Origin of the sequence: Streptomyces sp. HD, assembly GCF_028369295.1 — a bacterium.
Lineage (GTDB): Bacteria > Actinomycetota > Actinomycetes > Streptomycetales > Streptomycetaceae > Streptomyces.
The window spans coordinates 166,762-178,605 of the sequence record NZ_JAQMYP010000009.1; the positions used below are offsets into that span (position 1 = coordinate 166,762).

Sequence of the window (11,844 nt, forward strand, 5' to 3'; positions counted from 1 at the left end):
GGCGTGAGCGAGATGCACGACGTGGAATGGGTGCCGCAGTCCTGCACACTGCCCACCGAGGAGCGGCCCCGCGGGTCCGGCGCGCACAGCGTCTTCACGGCCGCCGCCGGGCCGAGGGACCGAGGGCGGGGGAGCCGACCGGGAGACGGGCGAGTTCCTCGTACGCGGTGACCACCGCGTCGATCTCGGGTCGTTCAGGTCGGGAAGCGGTGCGCCGGGGGGGCATCACCGCCCAGGCGGCCAGGCCCTCCCCGAGCAGGTACCGCTCCGCCTCCAAGCGTCAAGGGAGCCTGTATTTCCAGAAGTTGGGCCAACGGTACAAGGCCGTTCGATGGGCGGGCTCGACGAGGGCGGGGGCGGCTCGGGGGAGGGTCCGATGTGTGCACGGGCCACCTTCGCGGTGACGCGCATACGCCACGCCTCGGTGACCAACTCCGTGAGTTCGGGCAGGCTCAGCGCAGCGAGCCTCGCCTCGGCCCAGTTGTAGCGCAGCTCGGAGGTCCGGAGAGCGAGAACTTCTCCAGCTTCGAAGACACCAGGGCCGCATGCGTCTCCTTGGAGTAGGCGAAGCCCAGGCTGTGGCGGCAACTTAGGCCCGTCGGACTCGCACCGGGCCGGATTCGTGCCAGCAGACTGGTCGGGCCCGTTCTTCTGGAACTGCCCCTGCCGACGGCGAGATCACCGCCTCCACCCACATCCGCACTGGCCGTCACGGTCGAGGGGTCAGGCGCGCGCCTCGGGAAGGTGGGGTCGAGCACCTGTGGGAAGCGCCGGTCGGCAGGGGGCCCGGCCGCATGGTGCGGCGTCGGCGAGGGGGTGGAGGCGCTACTGGGAGAACGAGAAGTACAGAGTTCGCCCGTAGTCGCCCGTCGCCGTGGTGGGGCCGCCGCTGGGGCCGAGCGCGGACGGTGCGTCGAACTTGGTGCCGATCGCCGGGATGGCGTCGAGGAACGACAGATCTCCCTTCGGGAAGGGCGGCGCGGTATGGCGGGGGTCGGGTCCGAACCGGGGGGTGAAGAGGCGCAGGTAGAGGTTCTCGTCCTCGGAGACCACGGTGAGACGTCCGGCGGTGGTGTGCAGGGACGCCCAGCGGATGCCCGCGTGGTAGCCCTTGAACTCCGGGTACACCCAGCCGTCGGCACCGGTCGCGGTGTCGTTGTACTGCTTCGTCCAGACGTCCGTCGCGGCGCCGCGCAGCCGGTTCTTCCACACCCTGTGCGGTCCGTGGCCGAGCCAGGTCACGCCGGTCACCTGCGCTTCGGGATGGTCGAAGCCGACGCCGAAGAGGTCGTACTCGCCGGTGAGGTGGTAGCGGTAGTCCAACTGCAGCCAGCCGCTGGGGTGCAGACGCCACCGGACGTGGCGCAGCACGCCGGAGTACTCGGCCTCCACCGTGTAGCCGTGGCCGTCGGGCCCGTGCGTCAGGCGGGTGAGATCGGCCGTTCCGGTGGTGGGCAGCGGGCCGCGAGACAGCGCGAAGTCCCTTCCTCGGTGGGTGACGCCGGCCAGCATGCCCGTCGTGGCGTCGAGCGTGACCGTGGTGTGGCGGGATACGACGGTGAGCCTGTCGTCCGCGAGCCGGCCGCGTACGGCCGGTCCCGGGCCCGTCCGTACGAGCCGTCGGGCCTGGTCGGCGGCGGATGTGATGGTCCAGGTCCAGCTGCATATCTTGCGGCCGTCGGCGTCCGTGACGGTGAGCGCCATGGCGTCGGCGCGTCGCCAGCCGGGCGGCAGGTGCAGGCGCAGCACTCCTTCCGCGCCGCGCTCGATGTCCGGAGCGCAGGCGGTGCCCTGGGCGCGCACCGTGTGGCCGTCCCGCCGCTGCGACGGGGTGCGGAAGTCCAGGAGCCGCCAAGTGAACAGGCAGGTACGGGTGTTGGTGAAGGCGTAGTGGTTGGTGAGGCTGATCCGTCCGTCGAAGTCGTCCGGCAGGCCGGAGGTGAACCGCTCCGGCTCGGCGAGTTGTACGGGAGACCAGATGTCCTTGATCGTGTAGAAGCTGGCCTCCTTCTCGCGGAAGGGGCCGAGGATGCCGTCGGGTGCGGCGTTGCCCGCCACATCGATTGCGCCGCCGAGGTCGTCCCGCACGATGCCCTCGTCGATCAGTGACCACAGGAAGCCGCCGGCGGAGAGCCGTTCACGGCCCATCAGCTTCCAGTAGTCGTCGAGCCCCGCGCCGGCGCCGCCGTCGTAGAGGCCGTGGAGGAACTCGGTGGGCATGAAGACGTCGCCCTGTTCCTGGAGGATGCGGCGCGTGCTGTCGTACGTCTCGTAGTGGTCGGTGTTGATGCCGCCGAAGTTCGCCCAGGGGTGGAGGACGGTGCGCCGCTGGGGGTCGTGGCGGGCGTAGTCGTCGTCGAGGGCGGTGTTCCAGCCGCCTTCGTTGCCGTTGTCCCAGAACAGGATCGACGGGTGGTTGACGTCACGGGTGACCATCTCGGCGACGAGGGGCCTGCCCGCCGCTTCGTCGTACGACTTCTGCCAGCCGGCGAGTTCGTCGAGCACGTACAGCCCGAGTTCGTCGGCGAGGTCGAGGAAGTGCGTGTCCGGCGGGTAGTGGGACATCCGGACCGCGTTCATGTTCATCTCCCGCATCAGCAGGATGTCCTTGCGGCTGACGCGCGCGCTGGTCGCCCGGCCGGACGTGGGCCAGATGGTGTGCCGGTTGGCTCCCTTGAGGAGGATCTTCACGCCGTTGACGTACACGCCGTCGCCGGGGCGCACCTCGACGGTACGGAAGCCGAACCTCTCGTCGACGCGGTGGATGGTGCGGTCGTCGCCGGCGCGGAGCGCGACCTCGACGCGGTAGAGGTGCGGGGTCTCCGCCGTCCACTGCCGGGGGGAGTCGACAGCGGTCCTGAGGGTCACCATCGTGTCGCCGGGAGCGACGGCCGCGGTGAACGGGGCGCCGACCGGGCGCCCGGAGAGGTCGGTGACCTGGGCGACGAGACGGTCGGCGGAGCCGGTACCCGACAGATGGGCGTCGATCCGCAGCGTGCCGTCGGCGCGGGCGTCGACGGCGATGCGTTCGATGTGCTGGAGCGGGAACGCCTCCAGGTGGACGGGGCGGTAGATGCCGCCGAAGTTCCAGTAGTCGCCGAGGCGTTCGGCCCGGTTGACGGAGTCGTCGGTGGACTCCTTGCTGACGGTCACCTCCAGGAGGTTGTCCTGCCCCGGACGCAGCTTTCCGGTCACCTCGTGCCGGAACCGGTAGAAGCCGCCGCGGTGGACGGGCCCGGCCGAATCGCCGTTGATCCACGCCTCGGTGTCGGTCATCGACCCTTCGAACACGAGGAAGACGCGTCTGTCACGCCAGTGGGCGGGCGGCGTGAAGGTGTGCCGGTAGCGGCCTTTCTCCTCCGGGCGCAGATTCCACCCGTAGTTGTACGTCCCGTATCCGTGGAACTCCCAGTTGGACGGAACCGGAATGCTGCCCCAACTGCCGCTGCGCCGCCCGCTGGTGCACAGGAAGTCCCAGTCGACCGGGTTGTCGGCGTCCTCGCCGGACAGATACAGGCGCTCGGTGCGCGTGGAGGCGTCCGTTCCGTCGACCGCCTCCGCGGCCCGGGCCGAGCCCGCGGGAAGGCCTCCGGCGACGGCGCCGACGGCGCCGAGGATCAGAACGCCACGACGTGACAACTGCATGACATCTCCAGACTTCAAGGAACCGTCGGGTGGGGATGGCAGGGACGTGCGGGGTAGCCGACGGGCCCGGTCGGCACCACGACAGTCGAAGCGCTTGCGCGCACAACGCCGCAGGTCAGAGCAGACGTGCAGGAGCGACGACGACATTAGGAGTCGAATGAATCGAATACAAGAGGGCAGCAGAAGGTACAGGAGCCTCCGGAGTCGCCATGTCAGCGCCGACACCGCCGACCTCGGTACTCGGAGCAGCTCATCTCCAGTGGTACGGATCCAAGGCGGCAAGTGAACCAAGCGCGAGCGTCGGCCGTTTCGCGAGAATCGCGCCCGTCGGCCTTGCCGCGCAGAACGGGCGTCACTCAAGCTCTGTGCACGCCCGAAGGTGTTCCCCGACTGGACGTCCGGCCGAGCCCGGCTCAACACCGTGCCCGTCCGGGAACACGATCTGCCCACCGGTCGTCGCGTCCGTGCCCATAGCGTGCCCGTAAGAGCAGACAACCACGGTCAACAGCGGCGCAATCCGACCTGCGCGAGCGTCCGAAGGAAAGCCATCTGCACACGTCAGAGCCGTATGGCCCGCCCAAGCGCCGTCGCTTCCCAAGCTGAGAGCGCGAGTTCGATTCTCGTCACCCGCTCCATGATTAAGGCCCAGGTCAGAGACCCGGGCCTTTTTGCTGTCCGTGGTGATCAGCGGTCGCGTGCCAGATTCGTGCCCCCGCTCCGAGGACTGGCCGGCGCGGGCCATGAGGTCCTGAGCTTGGCGCCGGTGTCGGCGGCGAGGGTGTTGCCGGTGTGCCGGGCGGGCATAGTGACAGGCCCCCCTACGGGCTGCGGCCGTAGTGCTGGCGGACGAGAAGCTGGACCGTGCGGCGGGCGCGACGCGGATCAACGAGGCCCCGCCTCGCAGGATGAAAACCGGCCGACTGAACGAGCATGCCGGTGGCGATGAGAGGTTTGCGGCCGATCCGGTCGGCGAGGTGGCCGGTGGGGCCTGTCCGGTGCCTCCACGAGATCGGGTAGAGGCCCTGTGGAAGGGAACCAGCGTCAGCACCTTGGCCGAGAGGTACGGGGCCAGGTCGCGTTCCGCTAAGTAGCGCCGATCCGTGTCGGGCGGGTTGTGCTCAGGCGGGACGGGTGGGGGCCCGTAGTTCGATCTCGTATCCGCCCTGTGGGGAGGGTTCGGCGGTGAGGGTGCCGTTGAGCAGTTCGGCGCGTTCTCTCAGGCTGATCAGACCGTGCCGGGCGCTGGGCAGGGCGACGGAGGGGCGGGTGGGGGCGGTGTTGGTGACGGTGACGCCGAAGCGCTGCGCGTCGTGCCACAGGCGCACCTCGGCACGGGCGCCGGGGGCGTGCTTGCGTACGTTCGTGAGGGCTTCTTGGACCGTGCGGTAGACGGTGCGTTGGGCGGTGGTGCTGATGCCGGGCGGGAGCCCGCCGGTCAGGGTGGTCTCGATGCCGCTGTTGGCGATCAGCTGCTGGAGGTCGGCGAGGGTGGGCTGGGGGGTGAGTTCGGTTTCCTTGCCGCCGGAGGCGCGCAGCAGGGTGACCATGTGGCGGAGTTCGTCGAGGGTGTTCACGCTCAGGGTGCGGATGGTGCAGGCGGCGTCGCGGGCGTCGGGATCCTTGGCGGCGACCTGCAGGGCTCCGGCCTGTACGGCGATGAGGCTGACCTGGTGGGAGACGACGTCGTGCATCTCGCGGGCCAGTTGGGCGCGTTCGCGGGCGAGGACGGTCTGGGCGTACAGGGCGCGTTCGTGTTCGCGGGCCACTTCGACCTCGACGAGCTGGCGGGACACGTCGTGCCTGGCCTGCACGAGCTGGCCGAACAGGATCGGGGCGAAGGCCGTGGCCAGCGTGTAGACGAACTGGATGAGCGTCCAGGTGCGGTCGCCGGGAAACGTGTCGCCGGGAAACGTGTCGGACAGGGGCCAGGCGAGGGTGCTCGCCGCCGCGTTCAGCAGGGCGCAGCCGGCCAGCATAGGGCGGCTGCGGGTGCGCGTGGCCAGCGTGTACAGGGCGGCGATCGGCGCGACCGCCACGTCCATGAACAGGGTCATGGGCAGGGTCAACAGGAAGACGGTCAGTGGAAAGCGCCTGCGCAGGAACAGTCCGGCGCAGCCGAGGGCGGCGCAGGCCCACATGAACGGTGTCGCCTCGCCGTAGAGGTTGATCCAGGCGTCGAGCGCGGCGAGCACGACGAGGCCCGCGTCGACGGCCCAGGGCGGCACCCGCCGCCACCGTTCCTGAGCCGTGCTCATCATCCGTTGCCCCCTGCCCTGTTGGCGCCGTCATCGCCGAGCAGTCCGGCCCGCTCCGCGAGGAGCGCCGCCTGGACGCGGCTGGAGACCCGGAGCTTGGTCAGGATCGAGCTGACGTGGTCCTTGACGGTGCCCGCGCTCAGATGGAGGCGGGTGCCGATGTCGGCGTTGGACAGTCCTTCCGCGATCAGGACGAGGACGTCACGTTCGCGGTCGGTGAGCAGATTCACGCGCGCCACGTCCTCCGCGACCTGGGGCGTGCCCGCCCCAGGATGGCCGCGCAGCAGAGCCCGCGAGGCTTTCGGGGACATCACCACGCCGCCGGCGGCCAGGGTGCGTACGAGGTGGGCGAGTTGTTCGGGCTCGGTGTCCTTGAGCAGGAAGCCCGCGGCTCCCGAACGCAGCGCGGTCAGGATGTACTCGTCGGTGTCGAAGGTGGTCAGCATGGCCACCGTCGGCGGCTCGGGCAGCGTCCGGACCTCCCTCAGGACGGTCAGGCCGTCCACATCCGGCATGCGGATGTCGAGGAGCACGACGTCCGGGTGCTCGCGCCGGATCACGTCGGCGGCCTGCGCTCCTTCCACGGTCGCCACGACCTGGATGCCGTCGGAGGCGTTCAGGATCAGCTCGAACCCGGACCGCACCAGCGCCTCGTCGTCCACCACCACTACCCGGATCACCGGCGTTCCGCCTCACACTCGTCTGCTCTGTCCAGCTGCTCGGCGGCCCGTACACCCCGGCATCGGGGCGTCCACGTTCTCGTACGGTGATCGCTCGCTGTCGACAGTACGTCCGGCCGGGCGCGCGGCGGTGCGGCTGCTGTGGACACCCGCCACCCGGCAGGCCGGTTCCAGCCGGTCGGGGGGAGCGCTCCGGCCCGTCGGCGGGCGGGTGGGCGAGGTCCGGCGGATGGTGTCGGCGGTTCTCGTCCGGTGGGATCGGTCCGTGGGCCCGCCCGGGTCTGCCGGCCGCAGTCGATTTCCGTACCGTTCGAGGATCACCCAGCCATGCCCGAGTTGTACCTGCGTCAGCCTGTCCGTGCTCTGCGCCGCTGTGCGGCGCGGCCCCATGTGCTGTTCGGGGGCGTGTACGGGGCGGTACTGGCCAGCTCCGTGGTGGCCGCCCTGACGGAGCAGGGTGAGACGGCGCCCGCCGACCGGTTCAGCAGCGCCCAGTGGCTCCTGGTCACGGCCGCCGCATCGGCCTTGGCGCACGGTTACGCACATCTGATCGCCCTGCGCGGCGACCGGACCCATCACGGTGTGCGTGCCGGGGTGCGGCTGTTGCTGTCCGAGTGGCCGTTGGTGGTGGCGACGGTGCCGACGCTGGTCCTGCTGCTCGGCGCGGCCTGGGGTTGGTGGCCCTCGGCGGGCATCGAGTATGTGGCCTTCGCCGTGAACGTGGTGCTGCTGTTCGCCTGGGGCCTGCTCGCGGCCCGCGCCGCCGGTCGCACCTGGGGCTCCGCCCTGAGGATCGGCACCGTTGACTCGTTGCTCGGGCTGACGGTCGTGGTGGCCAACGCCATCATCAAGTAGGCGGTTGGCCGTCCGGGCCCGCCGACCGGCCGCCGCGGCGCTGTTCCGCCGGTCGGCGGGGCGGTACCGGCCGGTCGGCGGGGGCGTTACCGAAGCCTGCCGGATGGTCCGTCTCCTGACGGCCACGCGAGATTCTCCGTATGACACAGACACAGCTGCCCGAGGAGACGTCAGCTCCGCAGGAGAACTCGCCTCCGCAGCCCCGCACCTCCCCCGAGTCCGCCGTGCCGGCCTCGCCCGGCCCTTCGATGGGACGCCTCGTCGGGGTGGACCTGGCCCGCGCGCTGGCGGTGTTCGGCATGTACGTCGTGCACATCGGCCCCCCGCTGTCCGCCACGAGCGGCGTCGCCAGCTGGATCCGGTACATATCGGACGGTCACTCGTCGGTCCTGTTCGCCACCCTCGCCGGGTTCTCCCTGATGCTGCTCGCCGGCCGCCGCGAGCCCAAGACCGGCCTGGCCGGCCGGCAGGCGAAGGTCCGCATCGCGATCCGCGCCGTGGTCCTGCTGGCGCTGGGCACCGTGATGGCGATGGAGTACGGGGGAGTGATCATCCTCGGCTTCTACGGTGTCTACTTCCTGCTCGCCCTGCCCCTGGTCCGCCTGCGCGCCAAGACCCTCGCGATCATCGCTGCCGCGTTCGCCCTCGTCACACCGCAGCTGGCGTTCGCCCTGACCTCGCTGCTGACCCCGTCGGTCCAGCAGAGCATCAACACCTACGACCCGCTCCGCCACCTCAGCGAGGTAGGCGTGCTCGATCTGCTGCTCACCGGCTTCTACCCGGCGCTCACCTGGATGTCGTTCGTGATCGCGGGCATGGCGCTGGGCCGCCTCGACCTGTCCTCCGGCACTGTCCAGCGGCGCCTGGCCGCGTTCGGTGCCGCCCTCACCGCGACCGCGTACGGCATGTCCCTGCTGCTGGCCGGCCCCGGCGCGTTGCGGAGCACCGCGGAAGGCGGGTCGTCGTCCGGCGGCTCCGGGTCGGCGTCCTTCGGCAGTATGCCGTCGTCCGGCGGCTCCGGGTCGATGCCGCTCGACGGCGGGTCGTTCCCCGATATGCCGGCGTCGTCGCTCCTGGCGGCCGGGCCGCACAGCGGCACCACGTTCGACATCATCGGCAGCCTTGGAGTCGCGATCCTCGTGATCGTGGGCGCGACCGTGCTGATGGACCGCCTGCCGCGACTGCGCCGCCTGGCGAAACCGGTCATCGCCGTGGGCACCATGTCACTGACCGCCTACGTCGGCCACTTCGTCGCACAGTCCGTGTTCTCCACGCCCGCCGGGACCGGCACCCAGCAGTCATGGGTGCCGCTGCTCATGTACGTCCTCGGGGCGATCGTGTTCGCCACGATCTGGTCCCGCTTCTTCCGCCGCGGCCCCCTGGAGTACCTGCTCAACACCGCCACCAAGCCCGCCAAGTACATCCGGTGAGGTCCGGCCGGGGTGGGACCCCTGCACGTCCTACCCCGGCCTGGACGGCCTGCCCGGCCCGCAAGGGGATCGCCCTTGCGGGCTTCGGCCGTGCTCCCGGCCGACCGCTGTCGGCTCCGCCTGTCGTCGACCGGCCGTCCATGGGCAAGGTCCGGGCGACTGCGGGACGTGCGTGGGCGTGCGTGTGCATGCGTGGGCATGATGCCCGGCGCGGCCCGGGGCAACGGCTGGTGCGGGTCAGGAGATGGTGGCCGCCGGTGCGGCTGAGACCACGACGGCCACCCAGGCAGGTGTGGAGACTCGCGGCGTCGCACCGGGCAACGCCGGGGAAACCCATCCGGTCGTGGACACCGCCCTCCTCGGCCGCGTCCACATCGATGTCGCGGACCGCCGCGACATCGATGTGGTCCAACTCGTCCGAGAGCTCCAAGTTCAAAAGGCGCCCGTCACCGGGCGCGATGGGGTGGCCGAGCTGCCGCTCCCCGAGCAGGGGAAGAACCTCCCGCAGCTGCTCTTGGTCCAGCAATCGCCGCACTCGGACTTCGTCGTGTCCGGCGTCCGGGACGTGCTCCAGCGGCACCTCCTCCGCTCTGCGCGCACGCCACCACTCGGTGCTCGGGTTGATCACGACTCGGCGCACGTACGCGCCGAACCGCGCCTCGTCACGAACGCAGGCCGCCCTCCTGCGTGTGCAGGAGGGCGGCCTACAGGAGGTGCTCGGCGTCGGGGGCCCCTCTCACCCGCCGGGGCGTCCCGCCGAGGTCAGCAGCTGCGTCGCCGCGAGCTGCGCGTACAGCTCGTCCTCGGCCACCAGCTCCTCATGGGTGCCGACCGCGCGGACCTTGCCCGCGTCCATGACGACGATGCGGTCGGCGTCCGTCACGGTCGACAGGCGATGGGCCACCACCAGCACGGTGGTCTCGCGTGCGGTCTCGGCGATGACGTCCCGCAGTGCCAGCTCGTTGACGGCGTCGAGCTGCGAGGTCGCCTCGTCCAGGAGCAGCAGCCGGGGCCCGCGCAGCAGCGCGCGGGCGATCGCGACGCTCCCCCACCTTCGGCGGGGGGACCCCCAGGCGCTCGCCGCCGGACAGTTTCGTGCCGCGGTGCCCGACCGGGGTGTCCAGGCCGTGCGGAAGACGCTCGACGAGGGCGTCGAGCCTGGTCCGGGCGAGGACCTCGCGCATGTCGACGTCGGTCGCGCCCGGCGCGGCGAAGACCAGGTTCTCCCGCAGCGTGCCGGCCAGCACCGGCGCGTCCTGCTCGACGTACCCGATGACGGACCGCAGCTCGGACAACGGCCACTTCGTCACGTCCTTGCCGTCGACCAGGACACGGCCGCCGGTCGCTTCGTAGAACCGCTCGACGAGCGCGAAGACCGTCGACTTGCCCGCGCCGGAGGGGCCGACGAACGCCGTCATCCCGCCGCCCGGCACCTCGAAGTCCACCCGCCGGTGGATGTCCGGCAACCCGGGCCCGTACCGGAAGGACACCCCCTCGAAGCGAACCGACGCCGGACGCGGCCGCACCGCCGGGGTCGCCGCGGGCCGCCCCGACCGGTGCCGGTGCTGCTTCTCTGTCGCCAGGTGGTCCACCTGCGCGATCCGGGCGATCGCGGCCGCGCCCTCCTGGTAGTGGGACGCTGCCTCGACCAGCTTGTACACCGGCTCCATCAGGTAGAAGAGGTACAGCAGGAACGCGATGAGCGTGGATACGGGCATGTCCCCGGACGCCACGCGAGCCCCGCCGACGGCGAGTACCGCGAGGAACGCCAGCTCCACGGCGAGGTTGTCCGCCGAACCCAGCACGGCCTCCCACTTCGCGCTGCGCACGCCGTGGCGCCACGCCCTGCGCGCCGCCGCCTCGACGCGAGCGGTCTCCCGCTCCTCGGCGCCGGACGCCTTCACCGTACGGAACGCACCGAAGACCCGCTCCAGGCCCGTGGACATCTCCCCGACAGCAGCCTGCGCACGCTCGGCGGCCTGCCCGATCTTCGGCAGCACCAGCGCGGCAGCCACACCGACGACCGCGACCACACCAAGCGTGACGCCCAGCAGGACGGCATCGAGGAACGCCATCACCACGACCGCCGCGACCAGCGTCACCGCCCCCGTCGCCGCGGAGACCACCGCCTGGGTGCTGACGGCCCGCAGCAGCGTGGTGTCGGAGGTCACCCGGGACATCAGATCGCCCGGCTGCATCCGGTCCACCTCCGCCAGCCGCAGCCGCAGCAACCGGCCGATGAGGCTGCGGCGGGCGGCGAGCACCACCGACTCCGCCGTCCGTTCCAGCACGTAGGCACCGAACGCCTCGGCCACCATGCTCAGCAGTACCAGAACGGTCATGGCCAGCAGGACGGTGCCGATCGTGCCACCGGACGAGAGCCGGTCGACCAGTGTCTTCGTGGCCAGGGGCTGCACCAGCCCCCCGGCGGCCCCGGCCAGCGCACACAGCAGACCGAGCGCGACGGCCCACCGGTGCGGACGGACGTACCCGTACAGCGCCTTGAGCGTCTCCCGGGCGTGCAGGGACTCGGCACCCGTCGCCTCCGGGGCGGATGCGGTGTTCACAGGATTCCTTTCCTACGTGGTCGGCCGCGCACCGCGTCAGCGGTTGCGGGCATCGGCCCGCCGGAGGGCCTTGGGGCGCGGAGATCAGGCGTACGACGGCCAGAGAGAGGCCGCCCGTGCGGCAACGCCTGCCAAAGAGATCTGCGATCGCCGGCTCAGTGGACCAGTGAGGCCGCCCGCGAGGCGAGGAGGTGCACCCCTGCTTCGTAGAACTCAGGACGGACGACGAACAGGACACCGGCGCCCGCCATCAGCGTCAGGCAGAGAAGTTCCGGCAACCGGCCTCTGCCAGGCTCGACGGCGGTCTCGGGCTCCTTGTCACGAACGTGCTGTGTCATGCCTTCAGCCTGGACGCCCGGCCGCTCGCCGCACATCCGGCGACTGTCGGGTCCACCCCCGCCGAGTGGCTGGA

The 11,844-nt window shown here is 70.9% G+C and carries 7 protein-coding genes and 2 pseudogenes; 2 read left to right on the plus strand and 7 right to left on the minus strand.

Annotated features, from left to right (window positions below; genetic code table 11):
* Nucleotides 1-94: 94 nt before the first annotated feature.
* The 4 genes from POF73_RS11905 to POF73_RS11920 form a co-directional block, all read right to left on the minus strand.
* A complete protein-coding gene (locus tag POF73_RS11905; protein WP_272114599.1) occupies nucleotides 95-277 on the minus strand; it encodes a hypothetical protein in 183 nt (60 codons plus the stop codon).
* A gap of 548 nt (nucleotides 278-825) precedes the next feature.
* A complete protein-coding gene (locus tag POF73_RS11910) occupies nucleotides 826-3,645 on the minus strand; it encodes a glycoside hydrolase family 2 TIM barrel-domain containing protein (RefSeq protein ID WP_272114600.1) in 2,820 nt (939 codons plus the stop codon).
* Between the two features lie 1,118 nt (nucleotides 3,646-4,763).
* A complete protein-coding gene (locus POF73_RS11915; protein ID WP_272114638.1) occupies nucleotides 4,764-5,900 on the minus strand; it encodes a sensor histidine kinase in 1,137 nt (378 codons plus the stop codon).
* Nucleotides 5,900-6,568 (minus strand): response regulator, encoded by a 669-nt coding sequence (locus POF73_RS11920; RefSeq protein WP_272114639.1) that lies wholly within the window; start codon nucleotides 6,566-6,568, stop codon nucleotides 5,900-5,902. The genes POF73_RS11915 and POF73_RS11920 overlap by 1 nt, the downstream gene beginning before the upstream one ends.
* 339 nt (nucleotides 6,569-6,907) lie before the next feature.
* Between POF73_RS11920 and POF73_RS11925 the strand changes: the two genes are divergently transcribed.
* Together POF73_RS11925 and POF73_RS11930 are read left to right on the plus strand one after the other, a co-directional pair.
* Nucleotides 6,908-7,435, plus strand: coding sequence for a hypothetical protein (locus POF73_RS11925; protein WP_272114601.1), 528 nt, complete (start codon nucleotides 6,908-6,910; stop codon nucleotides 7,433-7,435).
* Nucleotides 7,436-7,575: 140 nt separating this feature from the next.
* Nucleotides 7,576-8,865, plus strand: a complete 1,290-nt coding sequence (locus POF73_RS11930; protein ID WP_443049493.1) for a DUF418 domain-containing protein — start codon at nucleotides 7,576-7,578, stop codon at nucleotides 8,863-8,865.
* Nucleotides 8,866-9,408: 543 nt separating this feature from the next.
* Here the strand turns inward: POF73_RS11930 and POF73_RS46205 are convergent.
* The 3 genes and pseudogenes from POF73_RS46205 to POF73_RS11940 form a co-directional block, all read right to left on the minus strand.
* A pseudogene (locus tag POF73_RS46205) lies at nucleotides 9,409-9,511 on the minus strand (SigE family RNA polymerase sigma factor); the annotation flags it as partial.
* A gap of 90 nt (nucleotides 9,512-9,601) precedes the next feature.
* Nucleotides 9,602-11,432: pseudogene (locus tag POF73_RS11935) on the minus strand (ABC transporter ATP-binding protein).
* Nucleotides 11,433-11,587: 155 nt separating this feature from the next.
* Nucleotides 11,588-11,770 (minus strand): hypothetical protein, encoded by a 183-nt coding sequence (locus tag POF73_RS11940; RefSeq protein ID WP_272114602.1) that lies wholly within the window; start codon nucleotides 11,768-11,770, stop codon nucleotides 11,588-11,590.
* Between the last annotated feature and the right edge of the window lie 74 nt (nucleotides 11,771-11,844).

Bases quoted from the DNA above. Each gene is read 5' to 3' on its own strand.
- POF73_RS11925 (WP_272114601.1), top strand. From the start codon at position 6,908: ATGCCCGAGTTGTACCTGCGTCAGCCTGTCCGTGCTCTGCGCCGCTGT.
- POF73_RS11940 (WP_272114602.1), bottom strand. From the start codon at position 11,770: ATGACACAGCACGTTCGTGACAAGGAGCCCGAGACCGCCGTCGAGCCT.
- POF73_RS11930 (WP_443049493.1), top strand. From the start codon at position 7,576: ATGACACAGACACAGCTGCCCGAGGAGACGTCAGCTCCGCAGGAGAAC.
- POF73_RS11915 (WP_272114638.1), bottom strand. From the start codon at position 5,900: ATGAGCACGGCTCAGGAACGGTGGCGGCGGGTGCCGCCCTGGGCCGTC.
- POF73_RS11910 (WP_272114600.1), bottom strand. From the start codon at position 3,645: ATGCAGTTGTCACGTCGTGGCGTTCTGATCCTCGGCGCCGTCGGCGCC.